The organism is Hydrocarboniphaga sp. (assembly GCF_965279055.1).
Classification (GTDB): Bacteria; Pseudomonadota; Gammaproteobacteria; order Nevskiales; family Nevskiaceae; genus Hydrocarboniphaga.
In genome coordinates this window covers 4,821,090-4,839,635 of record NZ_OZ257125.1, presented here as the reverse complement: position 1 = coordinate 4,839,635, position 18,546 = coordinate 4,821,090, and the positions used below count along the sequence as shown (strand labels likewise).

General features: G+C 66.6%; 14 protein-coding genes. 2 read left to right on the top strand and 12 right to left on the bottom strand.

The features are described from left to right. Positions 1-88 precede the first annotated feature (88 nt). Complete coding sequence (gltB, locus tag ACQZF9_RS21675; protein ID WP_428311041.1) at positions 89-4,579, bottom strand: glutamate synthase large subunit; 4,491 nt, start codon at positions 4,577-4,579, stop codon at positions 89-91. 239 nt (positions 4,580-4,818) lie between these two features. Between gltB and ACQZF9_RS21670 the strand changes: the two genes are divergently transcribed. Together ACQZF9_RS21670 and ACQZF9_RS21665 are read left to right on the top strand one after the other, a co-directional pair. Beyond that, complete coding sequence (locus ACQZF9_RS21670; RefSeq protein WP_428311040.1) at positions 4,819-5,073, top strand: type II toxin-antitoxin system Phd/YefM family antitoxin; 255 nt, start codon at positions 4,819-4,821, stop codon at positions 5,071-5,073. Then, positions 5,073-5,498 carry a hypothetical protein gene (locus tag ACQZF9_RS21665; protein WP_428311039.1) on the top strand — a complete coding sequence of 142 codons (426 nt, stop codon included), beginning with the start codon at positions 5,073-5,075 and terminating at the stop codon, positions 5,496-5,498. The genes ACQZF9_RS21670 and ACQZF9_RS21665 overlap by 1 nt, the downstream gene beginning before the upstream one ends. A gap of 142 nt (positions 5,499-5,640) precedes the next feature. Here the strand turns inward: ACQZF9_RS21665 and ACQZF9_RS21660 are convergent, their stop codons facing one another. The 11 genes from ACQZF9_RS21660 to ACQZF9_RS21610 form a co-directional block, all read right to left on the bottom strand. Further along, positions 5,641-6,615 (bottom strand): fatty acid desaturase family protein, encoded by a 975-nt coding sequence (locus tag ACQZF9_RS21660; protein WP_428311038.1) that lies wholly within the window; start codon positions 6,613-6,615, stop codon positions 5,641-5,643. A 231-nt stretch (positions 6,616-6,846) separates the two neighbouring features. Continuing rightward, positions 6,847-7,995: a deoxyguanosinetriphosphate triphosphohydrolase gene (locus ACQZF9_RS21655; protein ID WP_428311037.1), complete on the bottom strand. Its 1,149-nt coding sequence runs from the start codon at positions 7,993-7,995 to the stop codon at positions 6,847-6,849. Beyond that, positions 7,992-9,377: an MFS transporter gene (locus tag ACQZF9_RS21650; RefSeq protein WP_428311036.1), complete on the bottom strand. Its 1,386-nt coding sequence runs from the start codon at positions 9,375-9,377 to the stop codon at positions 7,992-7,994. Before ACQZF9_RS21650 ends, ACQZF9_RS21655 begins: the two co-directional genes overlap by 4 nt. 195 nt (positions 9,378-9,572) lie before the next feature. Beyond that, positions 9,573-10,667: a 3-dehydroquinate synthase gene (gene aroB, locus ACQZF9_RS21645; protein ID WP_428311035.1), complete on the bottom strand. Its 1,095-nt coding sequence runs from the start codon at positions 10,665-10,667 to the stop codon at positions 9,573-9,575. A gap of 26 nt (positions 10,668-10,693) precedes the next feature. After that, positions 10,694-11,227, bottom strand: coding sequence for a shikimate kinase AroK (gene aroK, locus ACQZF9_RS21640; RefSeq protein ID WP_428311034.1), 534 nt, complete (start codon positions 11,225-11,227; stop codon positions 10,694-10,696). After that, positions 11,224-13,200, bottom strand: coding sequence for a hypothetical protein (locus tag ACQZF9_RS21635; RefSeq protein ID WP_428311033.1), 1,977 nt, complete (start codon positions 13,198-13,200; stop codon positions 11,224-11,226). The genes aroK and ACQZF9_RS21635 overlap by 4 nt, the downstream gene beginning before the upstream one ends. A gap of 142 nt (positions 13,201-13,342) precedes the next feature. Then, complete coding sequence (pilQ, locus tag ACQZF9_RS21630; RefSeq protein ID WP_428311032.1) at positions 13,343-15,604, bottom strand: type IV pilus secretin PilQ; 2,262 nt, start codon at positions 15,602-15,604, stop codon at positions 13,343-13,345. A gap of 14 nt (positions 15,605-15,618) precedes the next feature. Next, positions 15,619-16,131 carry a pilus assembly protein PilP gene (locus tag ACQZF9_RS21625; protein ID WP_428311031.1) on the bottom strand — a complete coding sequence of 171 codons (513 nt, stop codon included), beginning with the start codon at positions 16,129-16,131 and terminating at the stop codon, positions 15,619-15,621. Next, positions 16,128-16,796, bottom strand: coding sequence for a type 4a pilus biogenesis protein PilO (locus ACQZF9_RS21620; protein WP_428311030.1), 669 nt, complete (start codon positions 16,794-16,796; stop codon positions 16,128-16,130). Before ACQZF9_RS21620 ends, ACQZF9_RS21625 begins: the two co-directional genes overlap by 4 nt. Continuing rightward, complete coding sequence (locus tag ACQZF9_RS21615; protein ID WP_428311029.1) at positions 16,793-17,380, bottom strand: PilN domain-containing protein; 588 nt, start codon at positions 17,378-17,380, stop codon at positions 16,793-16,795. The genes ACQZF9_RS21620 and ACQZF9_RS21615 overlap by 4 nt, the downstream gene beginning before the upstream one ends. Positions 17,381-17,387: 7 nt before the next feature. After that, on the bottom strand, positions 17,388-18,479 hold the full coding sequence (locus tag ACQZF9_RS21610; RefSeq protein WP_428311028.1) for a pilus assembly protein PilM: 1,092 nt from the start codon (positions 18,477-18,479) through the stop codon (positions 17,388-17,390). Between the last annotated feature and the right edge of the window lie 67 nt (positions 18,480-18,546).

Below are 18,546 nucleotides of genomic sequence, written 5' to 3'. Positions count from 1 at the left end.
CTTTCAGAGTCGAACCTGGGTTGCGACTGAGAGTCCCTCACCCGGCGCTTCGCGCCGACCTCTCCCGGAGGGAGAGGCAAGCAAAAGCTTAAGCGGCCGCGCGCACCGAATCGATCAACGATCCGATTTCCGCGGCCTTGGGCTTCACCAGCCAGAACTTGCCGACGTAATCGGCCCAGTCGCTGATGATCGCCTGCGCCCAGCGGCTGCCGGTGACCTTGGCGTATTCGGCGACGACCTTGCGCAGGTAGTTCTCGTGCGCCTCCATCGACTCGGAGACGACGCGATGAATGTCGATCAGCTCATGGTTGTAGCGGTCGACGAAGTTGCGCTTCTCGTCGAGCACATACGCGAAGCCGCCGGTCATGCCGGCGCCGAAGTTGACGCCGGTGTGGCCGAGCACGACGACGACGCCGCCGGTCATGTATTCGCAGCCATGATCACCGCAGCCTTCGACGACCGAATGCGCGCCGGAGTTGCGCACCGCGAAGCGCTCGCCGGCCATGCCGGCCGCGTACAGCGTGCCGCCGGTGGCGCCGTACAGGCAGGTGTTGCCGATGATCGCGGCTTCGCGCGACTCGTACTTGGCGGTCTTCGGCGGCTTGACGACGATGCGGCCGCCGACCATGCCCTTGCCGACGTAGTCGTTGGCGTCGCCTTCGACTTCCAGGTTCAGGCCGCCGGCATTCCACACGCCGAGGCTCTGGCCGGCCGCGCCCTTGAGCTTGATCGTGATCGGCCGGTCGCTCATGCCGAGGTTGCCCCAGCGGCGTGCGATTTCACCGGACAGGCGCGCGCCGATCGAGCGATGCCGGTTGCTGACCGTGTAGTGGAAGATGCCGCCGGTCTTGTGCTCGATCGCCGGCAGGCAGTCCTGCAGCATCGCTTCCGCCAGCTCGCCCTTGTCGAAAGGCTCGTTGTTGAACATGCAGTACTGCGCGCTCGGCAAGGTCATGCCGGCCGATTCCAGAATCGGCGACAGGTCGAGGTTCCTGGCCTTGTTGGTCGTGCCTTCGGCGATCATCAGCAGATCGGTGCGGCCGATCAGTTCCTTGATCGTGCGGATGCCGAGGCTGGCCATCAGCTCGCGCGTTTCCTGGGCCACGAACCTGAAGTAGTTCATGACCATTTCCGGCAGGCCGATGAAGTAGTTCTGGCGCAGCACGGTGTTCTGCGTGGCCACGCCGGTGGCGCAGTTGTTCAAGTGGCAGATGCGCAGGTACTTGCAGCCCAGCGCGACCATCGGCGCGGTGCCAAAGCCGAAGGACTCGGCGCCGAGGATCGCGGCCTTGATCACGTCGAGGCCGGTCTTCAGGCCGCCGTCGGTCTGCACGCGCACCTTGTCGCGCAGGTTGTTCATGCGCAAGGTCTGGTGGGTTTCCGACAGGCCCAGCTCCCAGGGCGTGCCGGCGTATTTGACGCTGGTCAGCGGCGAGGCGCCGGTGCCGCCGTCGTAGCCGGAGATCGTGATCAGATCGGCGTAGGCCTTGGCCACGCCCGCTGCGATGGTGCCGACGCCGGGACCGGACACCAGCTTCACCGACACCAGCGCCTGCGGATTCACCTGCTTCAGGTCGAAGATCAGCTGCGCGAGGTCTTCGATCGAATAGATGTCGTGATGCGGCGGCGGGCTGATCAGCGCCACGCCGGGCCGCGCATAGCGCAGCTTGGCGATCTGCTCGTTGACCTTGTCGCCGGGCAGCTGGCCGCCTTCGCCGGGCTTGGCGCCCTGCGCGACCTTGATCTGCAGCACTTCGGCGTTCACCAGATATTCCGGCGTGACGCCGAAGCGGCCGGAGGCAACCTGCTTGATCTTCGATGACTTCTCGGTGCCGTAGCGCGCCGGGTCTTCGCCGCCTTCGCCGGAGTTGCTGCGGCCGCCGAGACGGTTCATCGCGATGGCGAGTGCCTCGTGCGCTTCCGGCGACAGCGCGCCCAGCGACATGCCGGCGGAGTCGAAGCGCTTCAGGATCGATTCCAGCGGCTCGACTTCGTCGATCGGAATCGCGGTGGCATCCTTGAACTTGAACAGGTCGCGGATCATCGACACCGGCCGCGTGTTCACGACTTCGGCGTAGGTCTGATAATCCTCGTAGCTGCCGGATTTCACGGCTTTCTGCAGCATCGCGACCACGTCCGGGTTGTAGGCGTGGTATTCGCCGCCGTGCACGTACTTGTACAGGCCACCCTGCTCGATCGGCTTGCGCGCGCTCCATGCGGCCTCGGCGATTTCGATCTGCTCTTCCTGCAGGTCTTCGAACTTGGCGCCCTGGATGCGCGATACCGTGGCGTTGAAACACAGGTCGACGACTTCGTCGTGCAGGCCGACGGCCTCGAACAGCTGCGCACCGCGATAGCTGCTGATGGTGCTGATGCCCATCTTCGAGATGATCTTGTACAGGCCCTTGTTGATGCCCTTGCGATAGCTCTGCGCCATCGTCTCCGGCGCCTTGTTCTTGACCTGGCCGCTGCGCGCCATCTCGTACAGCGAGGCGTAGGCCAGATACGGATAGATCACGCTGGCGCCGTAGCCGACCAGGCAGGCGAAGTGATGCGGATCGCGCGCGGTGGCGGTCTCGACGGCGATATTGCAGTCGCAGCGCACGCCGGCGGTGACCAGCGCGGCATTGACCGCGCCGACCGCGAGCAGCGCGTGGATCGGCAGCTTGCCGCGCTCGATCGCGCGATCGCTGAGCACCAGCACGACCTTGCCGGCCCGCACCGCGGCGATGGCTTCTTCGCAGACGTGATCGATCGCGGCTTTCAGGCCGATCTTCGGGTCATAGTTCAGATCGATGATCTGGTGCGCGTAATTGCTGTCGTCGTTGCCGATCGCCAGCAGCGCCTTGAACTTGGCCTCGGACAGAACCGGCGAGTCGATCAGCAGGCGCGCGGCGCGCTCCGGCGTTTCGTCGAACATGCCTTTTTCGGAGCCGAGCTGGCATTCCAGCGACATCACGATCTGCTCGCGCAGCGGATCGATCGGCGGGTTGGTGACCTGCGCAAACATCTGCCGGAAGTAGTCGTACAGCGAGCGCGCCTGCTGGCTGAGCACCGCGAACGGCGTGTCGTCGCCCATCGAGCCGACCGCTTCCTGGCCGGCCTCGGCGAGCACGCGCAGCACCTGGTCGCGCTCCTCGAAGGTCAGCTGGAACATCTTGTGATAGATGCCGACCGTGTCCGGCGGCATCACGTCGAGCGAGTTCGGATCGTCGGACAGCGAGGCTTCGAGCCGCTTCATGTTCGACTTCAGCCACTGCTTGTAGGGCTTGCGCGAGGCCAGCATCTTGTCGATGTCGTCCGGGCGCAGCAGCGAGCCGGTCTCGGTGTCCACGGCGAGAATTTCGCCCGGACGCAGGCGGCCTTTCTCGACCACGTCCTGGGTGCGGAAATCGTTCACGCCGATTTCGGAGGCGAGCACGATGTGGCGGTCGCTGGTGATCACGTAGCGCGCCGGGCGCAGGCCGTTGCGGTCCAGACAGCAGGCGGCGTAGCGGCCATCCATGATGACCACGCCGGCGGGGCCGTCCCAGGGCTCCATGTTGACCGAGTTGTATTCGTAGAACGCGCGGATATCCGGGTCCAGATCCTCGACGTTCTGCCAGGCCGGCGGGATGAGTGCGCGCATCGCCTGGAACACGTCCATGCCGCCAGCCAGCAGCAGCTCGAGCATGTTGTCCATGCTCTGCGAGTCCGAGCCCTTCATCGTCACCAGCGGCATCAGCTCTTCGATGTCGGGCAGGTCCGCGCACTGGAATTTCTTCGCGCGCGCCTGCGCCCACATGCGGTTGCCGGAGATCGTGTTGATCTCGCCGTTGTGCGCCAGGAAGCGAAACGGATGGCACAGCCGCCACTTCGGCAGGGTGTTGGTCGAGAAGCGCTGGTGGAACACGCACATCGACGATTCCATAGCCGGGTCGGCCAGGTCCGGATAGAAGTTCGGCAGGAACTCCGGCATCACCAGGCCCTTGTAGACCAGCACGCGGCAGCTCAGCGAGGTCACGTAGAAGTCGTCGTCGCCTTCGGCTTCGAGCACCTTCTCGACACGGCGGCGCAGCTTGAACAGTTTCAGCTCGAAAGCGAACTTGTGCATGTCCTTGGGCGCGGTGATGAACACCTGCTCGACCCGCGGCACCGCCTTCATCGCCTCGACGCCGAGCGCATCGGCGTCGGTCGGCACCAGGCGGAAGCCCAGCAGCTTGACGCCGTGGTGCTCGCAGGCCTCGACGAACGCGGCCTTGGCGCGCTCGCGGCGCTTTTCGTCCTGCGACAGGAACACATTGCCGGCGCAGTAGTTCTCGCCGAGCGCGAAACCGAGCTTGTCGGCCTCGCGGCGCAGGAACGAGTCCGGCTTCTTCATCAGCAGGCCGCAGCCGTCGCCGGTCTTGCCGTCCGCCGCGACCGCACCACGGTGCGTCATCCGGTGCAGCGCGGTGATCGCGGTCTGGATCAGCTTGTGGCTGGGCTGGTCGTCCATGTGGGCGATCAGGCCGAAGCCGCAGGAATCCTTCTCGAACTCGGGACGATACAGGCCGTGCGCTACGTGGCCCTCGAGGGACCGGTCGACTGGCTGGGACATGCGAAAAGCTCCTGGCAGAAAAAGGCCGCGTGTAGCGGCCTTTCGGTGTTGCATACGGGGTGCAGCTGGCGCGCTCGCAGCCGAGCGCGGGTAGGCAAAGTAATTTCCCGTTCTCGGACAAGCAAATTCCGGGCTGGAAGCTGAACGCGACCGGTCGACGACTGCCGTTGAATCAAGCAATTAGCCGGACGTAATATGGCCATCTAAATGGCCATCTTCCGCAAACTGCTGCTGCCGCAATGAAAACCGTATCCATCGCGCAGGCCAGGGACAGCCTGACCGAGCTGCTCTACGAGGCCGAGGATGGCCGCCCGGTACAGGTCACCCGCCGCGGTAAAGCCGTTGCGGTGCTGCTGTCCGAGGCCGAGTACGAGCGCCTGCTCGGCAGTGCCCGCGCCGACTTCGCCGCCTGGAGCCAGGCCTGGCGCGGCCGCCAGAGCGCCGGCTTCGAAGGCGTGACCGCCGAGGAAGTGGCGCGCTGGGGGGAGCCCTGATGGCCAAGCCGGCCTGGCTGCTCGACCTGTCGGTGATCGCCGAGCTGACACGGCCGGACGGCAACCGCCGCGTATTCAACCTGTTCCAGCAGCGTCAGGGCAGCTGCGCGCTGGCGGCGCCGGTGCTGTACGCCTGGTTGCGCGGACTCGACAGCCTGCCCGAAGGCCCGCGCCGTCAGCAGCTGGCCGCGTTCACCGCCGAACTGCTGCACAGCGGTCCGGCGATCCTCGGCCTGGACCGCGAGGCGGCGATCTGGCTGTCACGCCAGGCCGCGCGCTGGGACCGCAGCGGCCGGCCGTGGAGCCGGCTCGACGGCGAGCAGGCGGCGATCGCCGCGACGCGGGAGATGACCTGGGTGGTGCGCAGCCCGTACCCGCTGGCGGGCGCGGATGGACTGAAATTGGAGGACTGGTTCAGGCCCTGAACACCGTCCCGGGTTTCACCCGGGCTACGCGATGCTGCACCTGTAGGAGCGGACCCTGTCCGCGACTCTGCTCTCGCAGATCCAGTCGCGGACAGGGTCCGCTCCTACAGGCTCTTGGTTGGCCGGGCTCGCGAACCGCGACCTAGGCCAGCGTCGGCGTCGTCACGACCGGCCGGTCACGCCGCTGCTGCAGTGCACGCTCGAGCCGCTCGCGCGTCTCCGGGCCGCGCAGCAGCGCCTTGGCGAACACCATCGAATAGCTCTTGTCGACGATCGCGCCGGCGGCGGCGATGTCGGGCTCGATCAGCGCATGCAGCTTGACCAGGTTGTAGGCCGGCACGCGCGGATACAGATGATGGCCGATGTGCCAGTTGATGTTGTTCCAGAAAAAGCTGTTGACGCGATTGCTGATCACCGTGCGTGTGCCGGCGAGCTTGCCCTGGTCCCAGGGCGTCTCGTAGTGCTCGGCGATGAAGCGCATCGAGTTCAGCAGCGAGAAAAAGAACACCGGCACCAGCCAGACTTCGAGCACCTCGTCGAGCATGCCCTGCTGCTTGGCCCAGGTGACCAGGGCCCACACACAGCCGACTTTCAGCACCGCTTCACCCAGGTGCACCGCCCATTGCCGGGCGGTGAAATACTTGATCGGATAGATCAGGTTGAAATGCAGGAAGGTCAGCAGCGCGCCGAAGGCGACGTAGGCGTAGAACGCGACGAAATCGAGCACGCCGCGCTTGCCCATGGTGAAGGCGTCGGGGTCCTTCGGCGAGCGGTTGTAGCGGTGATGCTCGAGATGGTCTTCCTTGAACGCGATATACGACACCATCAGCGGGATCATCGTAACGACGCCAAAGGCCCAGTTCTTCCACTTGGCCTCGAACAGGATGTTGTGCGTGGCCTCGTGCATGAAGGTGACGATGCTCATCCACAGATAACCGGCGGCCGCATACGCCAGCCAGTCGGTGAGCTCGGACTGCGACTGCCAGGCCAGCGCGGTGACCGTGGCCAGCAGCGCGAAGAACAGCAGGATCTTCGCCGTCGTCATCACCGGGCGAAAGCCGGTCAGGCTCTGCAGCTGCTCAGGCGTCAGCCGCTTGTCGTTGGTACCGCTGCTCATCGTCATGACCCGTCGTCGTTGCGAGCGGCGCGCCGGCTCTGTGGTCCGACGTCGCGCTCCGTGCCCTTACCCCGCCGCGGCGCAAAGCCGCCGATCTGTTACCGATCGGTACGGATTTTTACGTACGTGATCCGCCGCAGTATGGACGAATACGAAGACAATAATCAGGCCGCCGATCGGTCCGGGCGTCCCATTAAGCTTATTTAATCCGGGGTTTAACGCTTCTTAACTTCAGCGCAGCCGGCGCGGATCGAACAGGCGCTCGTGCTCGTCGAGCGCATAACGATCGGTCATGCCGGCGATGTAGTCGGCCACTGCGCGGGCGCGGCCAATTTCGGCCTGCTGCTGCTCCAGCGTGCGTGCGGCCTCGAAAAACGCCGGCGGCATCAGTCGCACGTCGTCGAACAGCGCGGCGAACAGGTCGCGCACCACGCGCTTGGCCTTGGCCATCACGCGATAGACCTGGTGATGGCGATACAGCTGCTCACGCAGGAAGCGCTTCAGCTCCAGGTTCTCGGCGCGCAACTGCTCGCTGTAGCTGATCAGCGGCGAACCCAGCGCGCGCACCTCGTCGATGTGCGTCACGCCCGCGCCCCGGATCAGCGCCGCGCTGGTCGCGGTCAGATCCTCGACGAAGGTGCTCATCACGCGGCGTATGGTTTCGTGGCGCTCCTGCTTGGAGCGCAGCGCGCCGTAGGTGTCGATGACCTCGTCGTGATGGCGGCGGAATAACGGCACCTCGCGCAGCTGCGCCACCGTGATCAGGCCCGCGCGCAGGCCATCGTCGATGTCGTGATTGTTGTAGGCGATCTCGTCGGCGAGATTCGCCAGCTGCGCTTCCAGGCTGGGCTGGCCGCGGGCGATGAAGCGCTGGCCGACGTCGCCGAGTTCGCGCGCCCGCGCCAGGCTGCAATGCTTGAGGATGCCTTCGCGCGTTTCGAAGGTCAGATTGAGGCCGCGAAAACTCGCGTACTTGTCCTCGAGCTCGTCGACCACGCGCAGCGACTGCGCGTTGTGCTCGAAGCCGCCGTAGGGCTTCATGCAATCGTTGAGCGCGTCCTGCCCGGCGTGGCCGAACGGCGTGTGGCCGAGATCGTGGGCCAGCGAGATCGCCTCGCACAGATCCTCGTGCAACTGCAGCGAGCGCGCCATCGTGCGCGCGAGCTGCGCCACTTCCAGGCTGTGCGTCAGCCGCGTGCGGAACAGATCGCCCTCGTGATTGACGAACACCTGGGTCTTGTATTCGAGCCGGCGGAACGCGGCCGAATGGAGGATGCGATCGCGGTCGCGCATGTAGGCGCTGCGATTGCTCGGGCCCGGCTCGGCGTGATGGCGGCCGCGGCTGTGCGCTTCGAGGGCGGCGTAGGGCGCGAGGTTCATGCGGGCATTCTAGTGGCCCGCATCGCTTCGGAAAGCAGCCGGCCCGCCGGCCCGGGATTCCCCTCTCCCTCCGGGAGAGGGGTCAGGGGTGAGGGCCTTTCCGATATCAGGCCACCTTGTGCCGGGGACGCCCTCACCCGGCCCTTCGGGCCACCCTCTCCCGGAGGGAGAGGGGATAGCAGCCGCAAGCCAATCGAGGCAAGGATTCCGATCACCGCGAAGCCCGCGACCGTCAGAAACACATGATGATGCCCGGCTGCGCCGGGATCGCGATCCAGCAGCCAGCCGAACAGCGCGCCGGCAAAAACGTCCGGCGTGTAGCCGATCACCGACACCAGGCCGACCGCGCTGCCGGTGACCGACAAGGGTACGCGCGCCTCGCCCATCACCGCGTAGTAGACGCCGCGCACGCCGTAGATGCCGAGGCTGGTGGTGATCACGGTGGCGATCAGCAGCGTCGGCACGCTCATCGGCAGCAGATCCAGCGCCAGTACCAACGCGCCGGTCGCGAGCACCGCGAAACCGACGATCAAGGCACGCGATCCGCTGATGCGATCGGCGAGCAGGCCGGTCAGCAGCGCGGCGAACGGCCGAGTCCAAAAGCTGATAGTGCCGAGGCGCGCGGCGGCGACTTCATCAAAGCCGAGCACGTCGTGCGCATACAGGCCGAAGTTGTCGGTGGCCTTGTAGGCGACATAGGCGCTGACGATGATCAGCGCCTGCAACCACACGCCCGGCAGCTTCGCTGCAACGCGAATGCCCTTGATGCTCGCGGCCAGATCGTCCGCGGCGCGCAACGCGCGCGGCGGCAGGATCCACCACGCCAGCAGCGCCGCCAACAGCGTGAACGCCGAGCAGATCAGGATAATTTCCTGCAAGGCCGCGCGCCTTTGCAGCGGCGTCGCGCTGGCGACATCGGCCGGCAGCAGATGCGCGAACAGCACCACCGTTGCGGACGCGAGCAGTGCCGCGAGCAGGCCGCGGCCGCCGTCGAGAATGCCGTAGGCGCGGCCCTGCGACGCGTCGCCGCCCCAGACACGCGTCGCGCGGATCAGCGCCGCCCAGAACAGCAGGATCGAGGTCATGCCCCAGAAGCCGTAGAGCAGCGCCAGGCTGGTGATCGACGGAATCGTCGCGAACAGCAGGCCGCCGGCCGCGGTGGCCGCGAGCGCGGCGCTGATCAATACGCGCGCCGCATAACGGTCGGCCAAGGGCCCGCCGAGAAAATACGACAGCATCGCGACGATGCCGTACACCGAGAACGCGCTGCCGAGCTGCAGATTGCTCAGGCCGAACACGCTGAGGAACGTGGTGCGGAGCACGCGCGCGACGACGAAGGGCAGCACGAACACGGTCTCGCCGGCGACGATCAGCGCGAGCATTTGCAGCTGTCTAGACCCGCCAGCAACGGCGAAATTATTCACACGACCGCTCCGGCAATCAGGCTTGCCTCTCCCTCCGGGAGAGGTCGGCGCGCAGCGCCGGGTGAGGGTGTCGCAGCTTAGCCGCAAGCCAGTTCCGCGCTGCGAGTCCCTCATCCGGCCCTTCGGGCCACCTTCTCCCGGAGGGAGAAGGAATCAAACAGCGCAGGCCGCCTGCAGCGTCTCGTCGAGCAGCTCGGCGTCGAAGTCCGAACTCAAAATCGCGTCGCCGAGGCCGCGCAGCAGGATCAGGCGCAGCTTGCCGTTCTGCACTTTCTTGTCCAGGCCCATCAGATTGCGGAAGTCCGCGGCGCGCATGCCAGCCGGCGGTTTGACCGGCAGGCCGCTGCGCGCGATCAGCGCGACGCAGCGTGCCGCCACCGCGTCGGTGATCCAGCCGTGGCGCGCCGACAGGTCCGCGGCCAGGCACAGGCCGGTGGCGACCGCCTCGCCGTGCAGCCATTCACCGTAGCCGGTATGGGTTTCGATCGCATGGCCGAAGGTGTGGCCGAGATTCAGCAGCGCACGCGGGCCGCTGCCGGTCTCGCGCTCGTCGAGGCCGACGATGCGCGCCTTGATCGCGCAGCAGCGCTCGATGATTTCGGCCAGCGCGTTTGAATCCAGCGCCAGGATGCGATCGAGATTGTTCTCCAGCCATTCGAACAGCAGGCTGTCGGCGAGCATGCCGTACTTGATCACTTCGGCCAGGCCCGCCAGCAGCTCGCGCCGGGGCAGGGTCTTCAGGCTGTCGGTGTCGGCAATCACCGCCAGCGGCTGGTGAAACGCGCCGACCATGTTCTTGCCGCGCGCGTGGTTGACGCCGGTCTTGCCGCCGACCGAGGAATCGACCTGCGCCAGCAAGGTCGTCGGTACCTGGATGAAGTCGATGCCGCGCTGGTAGATCGCCGCGCAGAAGCCGGCCAGATCACCGACGACGCCGCCGCCGAGCGCGACCAGGCAGCCGTCGCGCGACAGTCGCGACGCCAGCAGCCAGTCGAGGATGTCGCCGGCCGAATCCCAGGTCTTGTTGGTCTCGCCGGCGTTGAGCACGAACACGCTGTCGCGGCCGATGTCCAGCGCCGACAGCAGCGCGTCCAGATACAGCGGCGCGACGTTGCTGTCGGTAATCACGCGCAGCGGCCGGCCCTGGGCCTCAGGGTATGCGCTGTCGCCGCCGGCGATGCCCTTGCCGATGCGGATCGGGTAACTGCGAGCGCCAAGCTCGACTTTGAGGACGCGGGTGTTGTTCAAGCGGGAGTCGGTGCGTGGTTGCAGCGTTAGAGAGCGGTAGCCGGCCGGTCGATATGATCTTCGATTTCACGCGCGAGCACGCGCGCGTTGCGCCCGTCGGTATGCACCACCAGGTCGGCGATCTCGCGATACAGCGGGTCGCGCACGTCGAACAGCTGCTGCAGGGTTTCGCGCCGGTCGGGCACGTTCTGCAGCAGCGGCCGGTGATCGGTGCGCGCGGTGCGCTGCAGCTGCTGGTCGACGCTGGCGTAGAGGTAGACCACCAGGCCGCGCGCCGCCAGCCACTGGCGGCTGTCGGCGTCGAGCACGGCGCCGCCGCCAGTGGCGATCACCACCTGGCTGCGCTGCGCCAGCTCGGCGATCACCAGTTTCTCGCGCTTGCGGAAACCTTCCTCGCCTTCCTTTTCGAAGATCAGCGGAATGTCGACGCCGGTGCGAATCTCGATTTCGTTGTCGCTGTCGATGAATTCCATGCCGCGGGTTTCGGCCAGGCGCTTGCCCACCGTGGTCTTGCCCGCACCCATCGGTCCCACCAGAAAAATATTCGTTTTGCTCATCAATCCGGGCCGACGATTTCGATCTGCCGCGTACTGCAGACCTGCGAGGCGCTGTCGCTGCTGGTCGCGTTCTTGCGCACGCAGGCCTGCACCGTCACCGGCACCGACTGACCCGAGGCCAGGGACAAGGTCGGCACGTAGTAGCTGGACGAGGCGACGCCGTTGGCATTGGTGGTGCCGCCGCCCGGGAACACGCGCTCGTTGGGATCGCCGCTGGCGGCCGGCGACACCACCGAGAACAGCACCTGGGCGCCGTCGACTGGCGAGTAGGCGCTGTTGAGCACGGTGAAGCTCAGCGCGACGCTGCGCTGGTTGCCGGAGGCATCCGGCGACGCCAGCGTGCGCAGCGGCGCCTGCAGATCGACGCAGTTGCGGCCATCGCTGGTGGTGGTGCAGATCTCGTCGACAAACTGCACGCCGGTGGTGGCGCTCAGCGTGCCGCTGCTGGTGCCGCTGCCGCAGGTCCGGTTCTCGGTGGCGGTGACCTGGACGAAGCCGGAGCGGTCGGACAGCACCTTGACCGGCACCTGGAACGCGCCGTCGCTGCCGAGCTGCACCTGGCGCGTCTGTGCCGCGGGCACCGGGTCACCGTTGATTTCCAGCAGATAGGTGCTGGTACCACTGCCGCTGAACGTCGCGGCCAGGTTGACGCAGCCCGGCACGCCGGCGCCGCCGGTGGTGGTCCACAGCATCGCCAGCGCCACCGCATTCGGCGTGCCGACGGTGCCGCTGGAGCCGTAGACCGGCGCGGTGAACTTGAACACGTCGGGCTGCACGGTGACCTTGAACGTGCCGCTGCAGACGCTGCCGGTCAGCGCGCAGGAGGTCTTCAGCGTGGTGTCGGTGGTGGTGTCGGCGGCCGCGGTGATGGTGATGTTCTGGTTGGCCGTGGTCGAGCTCTTCGGCGCGACCGTGAACGTGACTTTGCCGAAGCTATCGGTAACCCCGATCTGGCCGCTGGCATTGGCGGCCGGCGTGATCGTGCCGCCGTCGGACAGCGTGAAGTTGATCGCCGTGTTCGGCCGCGCCAGCTTGGTGCCGTCGGCGGCCACCGACTGCACCAGCGCGGTGTAACCGGTCTGGGTCTGGCTGGCCGAGGCGGTGCTCGGACCGGCGATCGTGATCGTGGTCGTGTCCGGATCCGGCGGCGGCGCCACCGTCAGCCTGAACGTCGCCGCGTCGCTGGCGACGCCGTTATAGGTGGCGACGACGCTCAAGGTGTCGAGGGTCGCCGCGGTCACGGTCGGCGCGATGTAGTCGAAGGCGGCGGTGCCGTCGATCAGGCTGGTGTCCTCGACCAGGCGCACCGCGGCGGAGGCCAGGGTCGGCGTCACCGCGATCGAAGCGCCGGACAGGCGCCCGCCTGTGCCACAGCCGCTGGCCGGACGCGACACCGTGGCGACGAAATCCGGCAGCAACGCGCCGGAAGCCGCGGTCACGCTGCCCGAGGACTGGCGCACGCCGGAGGCGTTCTTCGGGCCTGCCACGGTAACCACCGGCTTGGTCGTCGGATGCAGCTCGACCGGATAATCGACGGTGCCGACGGTGGCATCGCTGACCTTGACCGCGGCGGTGATCGTCACCGCGACCGAGTCGCGGATGGCGTCGCTGGGCGGCGTATAGGTGAACGGCACGATGCCGCTGGTGTCGGTGTTGGCGCCGCCGAGGCGCGTCGTGCCCTCGGGCGTGGTCGCGCGGATCGTACCGGCGCTGGTGGTGCCGGCGGCCGCGGTGATCGCGACGAACACGTTCTTGGCGACAGCGCCGCTGAGCGTGGTCACGGTCGCGGTGTAGCCGCTGGCGGTGACGCCCGGCTCGACGCAGTCGGGGCCGTCGAGCAGCACGTCGTACTTGGAACTACTGCCGCTGCCGTCGTCGCCGTCGAGCAGGCCGCCGCCGTCGTCACTGCTGCCGCAGGCAGCCAGGAAAAGAGCGGCAATCAGGCTGGCGCCGCGTAGGGCAGGACCGAGGTTCATGGCAAGACAGGCAGGAGGCAGACGCCCAGTATAGCCAAGCACTTGCACGCGCCGGTCGGTGCCGACGGCCGCGAAGCGCCGTAGCGGTAGGTCTTCTCTAACCGATCGTAGGGCCGGGCCGGTGCCACGACGAGCGACGGGCTCAATTGATCTGCAGGCCTTCGCGCAGGATCTTCGGCGTCACGAAGATCAGCAGCTCGTCCTTGTTGTTGACCGTGGTGCGGTTGCGGAACGCCGCGCCCAGGATCGGGATGTCGCCGAGCAGCGGAATCTTGTTGACGGTGTTGCGGTTCTCCTGCTGGTAGATGCCGCCGAGCACCACGGTCTGGCCGTTCTGCACCAATACCTGCGTCGTGACCTTGCGCGTGTCGATCGACGGGATCGCCGCGCCGCTGGTGGTGGTGTAGGTCTGGCCGACGCTGTCGTTGTTGACGGTCAGGTCCATGATGATGCGGTCGTCCGGCGTGATCTGCGGCGTCACGCTCAGCGACAGCACCGCCTTCTTGAACGACACCGAGGTCGCGCCGCTGCTGGCGGCTTCCTGGTACGGGATCTCGACGCCCTGCTCGATCGAGGCCTGCTTGGCGTTGCTGGTGATCACGCGCGGCGTCGACTGGATTTCGCCGCGGCCCTCGGCCTGCATCGCCGAGAGTTCCAGGTCGACCAGGTAATCCGAGCCGAGGATCGCCAGCGCGATGCGGCCGGCGCTGGGGCTGCTGGTCGGCAGGCTGACGTTGTAGCGGTTTTCCAGCGTACCCAGCGAAGCGCTGCCGTTGCCATTGCTGATGAAGCTGCTGGTGGTGGTGTCGGTCGCGGCGGCGCTGCCGGAGGTGGTGATCAGGCCGTTCTTGCCGTTGCGCGCGACCGCGCTGACGCCAAAGCGCGTGCCGAGTTCGCGCGAGTAGTCGTTGTTGGCGATGACGATGCGCGACTCGATCAAGACCTGCTTGACCGGGATATCGAGGCGCGCGATCAGCGCGCGGATCTCGGTGAGCTTGTCGCGCGTCTCCAGGATCAGCAGCGTATTGGTGCGCTCGTCGATCGACACGCGGCCGCGTTCGGAGAGGATCGAGTTGTCGCCGGCCTTGAGCAGCGCGGCGACGTCGGCGGCCTTGGCGTAGTTCACCTGCACCAGCTCGCTGCGCACCGGCGCCAGTTCGATCTTCTGCTTCTCGGCCTCGGCCTCGACCTTGTCGCGCTCGGCCAGCTCGGCGAGCGGCGCGACCATCATCACGTTGCCCTGCTGGCGCATGCCCAGGCCCTTGGTGCGCAGGATGATGTCCAGCGCCTGGTCCCAGGGCACGTTCTGCAGGCGCATCGCGATCTCGCCGTTGACACTGTCGGACACGACCATGTTGGTGCCCGCCACGTCCGCGATGATCTGCAGCAGGCTGCGGATGTCGATGCTCTGGAACGACAGCGAAATGCGCTCGCCGGTGTACTGCGGCTCGTTGCGCTTGCGCTCTTCCTTCTGCGACGCGTTCAGCGGCTGCAGCTCGATCGTGAACAGGTTGCCGCTCTGGTAGGCGACCTGTTCGTAGTCGGTGCCGGTGACCGGCGTGACCACGATCTCGGCGTCCATGCCGCTACGCTGCGTGTCGATGAATTTGACCGGCGTGGCGAAGTCGAGCACGTCGAGCCGGCGCAGCAGCGCGCCGGTGACGCCGACATTGCGAAACCGCGCGCGGATGTGCCCACCCTCGTCGCTGACGTCGACCGCGGCCTGCGGATTGTTCAGCGTGACGACGACGCGGCCTTCGCCTTTTTCGCCGCGGCGGAAGTCGATGTTGGTGATCGTCGCCGGCTGCTTGGCGGTCGAGGCCGGCGCCGTCACCAGCGCGGTCGAGGCGGCGGCACCGGCCACCGGCGCGGCGCTCAGGGTCGCCGGCATCGGCGGCATAACGCCGGGCTGCGGCGACATCATCTGGCTCATCGCGCTGGCCGCTTCGGCCGGACCGGCGATCTGCAGAAACACCTTATTGCCGTCGACGCGCACGCTGTACGGCGCCAGATCGTTGAGTTCGACGACGACGCGGGTGCGGTCCCTGGCCTCGGCGGTGGCGATCGCACGCACCCGGCTGACGTTCACGCGGCGATAGTGCTCGGCCAGGCTCAGCCGCGTATCCGGCAGATCCAGCGACAGCCGCGCCGGCTTGTCGGTGGTGAACACCACCGGCTCGGGCGCCGGCAGCGACATCGTCAGGGTGATCAGCACGCGGCCGTTGGCCAGCGAGGCGGCGTCGACCGATTGCAGCGCGCGCGCCGGCGGCGCGGCGCCTTCGGGCTGCGCATGCGCCGGCGGCATCGCCAGCAGGCCGAGCAGGGCCAGCACCGCCATCGTGAACCAGGCGATCAGGCCGGCGTAGCGTCGTTTGAACCGGTGCAGACTGTGTTGCAGCTTCATCGATGCGACTCCCCTCATTCCGACAGTGCGAGCACGGCCGCGCGCTGCAGCCAGCCACCGAAGCCGTCGGCGACGAGCTCTGACAGCGTGATTTCCGTATCGGTGATGGTTTTCACCTCACCGTAGTTCTGCCCCATGTGGCTGCCGACACCGACCCGGTGCAGCACGCCGTCGGGCGCCTTGACCAGCGCGTACACCGCGTGCGGCGTGCGGATCGTGCCCTGCATGCGCAGCGCGTCGACCGGGTATTCCTCCAGCGCTTCCTTGTTGCGCTTGAAGTCCGGCTGCGGGCCGCTGCCGCCGGCCGCGGTCGCCGGCCGCTGCGGCTCCACCGGCACGAAGGGATCGCGACGCCCGGCGACTTCGTAGCTGAAAGCCTCGTAGGGCTTGATCTGCGGAATCGGCGCGATCGTCGTCGACTTGCGCGACTTGACCTCGGATACCCACTGCTCGAGATCGTCCATGCCCTTGCCGCAACCGGCCAGCAGCAGCGCGAGCAGCAATGGCGTGACCCGCAGCGCGCTCATTTCTTGGCTCCGGCGGCGGCCACTTCGCCTTCGTCGAGATAGCGATAGGTCTTGGCCAGCGCGGTCATGCGCAGCTCGCCCTTGGGCGCGCTGCCACCGGCCGGCTTCAACTCGACTTCGTCGATCGTGACGATGCGCGGCAGCGCCGCGACCGCGCTGACGAAAGCGCCCATCTCGTGATAGCCACCGGTGACGATGATGCGGTTGGGGATTTCGGCGTAGAAATCCTTGGGCGTTTCCGGCTGCGGCTGGAACAGTTCTTCTTCCAGCGCGCTGGCGACGCGGGTCTGTGAAATGTCGGCGAGCAGGTTGGCGACTTCGGTGCGGCTCGGCAACTGGCGCAGCATCGCGCCGAAGCTGCGCTCCATTTCCTTGAGCTGTTCCTTGTAGGCGTCGAGTGCGGCGACTTTCTTCTGCTTGCGCTCGAACTCGCCGCGCAGATCGGTTTCCTGGGCCTCGGCAGCAGCCAGTTCCTCGCGCTTGGGCTGCACCCAGAAATACCAGCCGCCGCCGATGATGATCAGCGCCAGCAGCAGGGCCGCGGCGACGCGGATCCAGGTCGGCCAGGCGCCGGGATTCTGCGCGTCCAGCGACTGCAGCTCGCCCCAGGCCTTGCCCAGGTCGACGTTGAAGCTGGGCAGCTTGACCGGCTGATTGAGCTTCATTCCAGCACCTCGTCGCTGCCGACTGCGGCGGTGTCGCTGGGCTTGGTCAGGTTCTTCACCTGCAGCTGGAATTCGCTCTGGCGCTGGCTGTTCTTCTCACTGGTCTTGATCACCACCAGCTTGGGGTCGGCGAACCATTTCGACGCGTCCAGATTCTTCATGTAGGTCGACACGCGCGCATTGGATTCGGCGATGCCCTCGATGACCACGCCGGTGCCGGTCTGCTTCACCGAGGTCAGGTTCACGCCTTCGGGCAGGGTGTTCACCAGCTCGTCGAAGAAATGCACGGTGGCGCTGCGCGAAGCCTGCAGCTCCTCGATCACGCGCATCCGCGACAGCAGGTTGCGCTTGACCTTCTCCAGCTCCTGGATCTCCTTGATCTTCAGATCGACTTCGGCGATCTGCTGGCGCAGGTATTCGTTGCGCGCGTTCTGGTGATCCACCGCGTTGCCGGCGAGCATGATGCTGATTGCGACCAGGCCGGCCGAGGTCACCGCGGCGGCGGCGAGCATCACGTTGAACTGGCGCTTGCGCAGCTCGCGCCGTTCCGAGCGCCAGTCCAGCAGGTTGATGCGGATGATCATGGCGGGCTCAGGCCGGATCGAAGGCGCGATACGCCAGGCCGCAGGCCAGCAGCAATGAGGCCGCATCCTTGGCCAGCTGGGCCGGTTTGGCTTTGGGGCTGACGCTCATGTGCGCGAACGGCTTGGCGACCACGGTCGGAATGTGCAGCTGCTCCTGTATCGCCTGGTCGACGCCGGCGATTTCGGCGCAGCCTCCGGCGAGAATGATCTGGTCGATCTGAGTGTGCTGTGACGACGAGGCGAAGAAGAACTGAAGCGAGCGGTCGATCTGCTGGCCCATGTCAGCGACGAACGGCATCAGCACGTTGAACGAATAGTCCTCGGGCAGGCTGTTGAAGCGCTTGGCCTTGGCCGCTTCCTCAGGGCTCAGACCGTAGTAGCGCATGATGTCGTCGCTGAGCTGGCGGCCGCCGAAGCTCTGCTCGCGCGTGTACACCGACTGCAGGTCGTGCAGCACCAGCACGCTGGTGGTGGTGGCCCCCATGTCGACCAGGGCGATGGTCTTGCCGCGGCCGCCGTCGGGCATCTGGTGCTGCAGGAACAGGCTGGCGTTCTGCAGCGCATTGTTCTCGATATCGACGATGCGCGGCGTCAGGCCGGCGATTTCGGCCGCGCCGCAGCGCTGCTCGACCTGCTCCTTGCGGCAGGCGGCGAGCAGCACGTCGACGCTGCCGATACCGGCGCTGCCGACATTGCTCGCGCCCAGCACCTGGAAATCCAGATGCACTTCGTCGATCGAATAAGGGATGTACTGGTCGGCCTCGACCTTGATCTGCTCTTCCAGGTCATGCTCGCTGAGCGAGGCCGGCATTTGGATGACCTTGGTGATCACCGAGGCGCCGGACACCGCCAGCGCCACCTGCAGGGTGCGTGTTCCGGAGCGGTTCACCGCGCGGGCAATACATTCGCCGACGACTTTCTCGTCGACGATCTGCTTGTCGACCACCGCGTTGGGCGGTAGCGGCTCGATGGCGTAGGTTTCGACGTGAAAGCGATCGCCGCGACGCGACAGCTCCAGCAGCTTGACGGCGCTGGAGCTGATGTCGAGGCCGATCAGGTCCCGGTTCCCTGAGCCGAACAGCGATTGCATGATCGACATGTTGCGTCCTAACCCTGTGCCTGCCGATAAGCCGGCAACTCCCGCCGGGTGTGACGCAGCCGGCTCC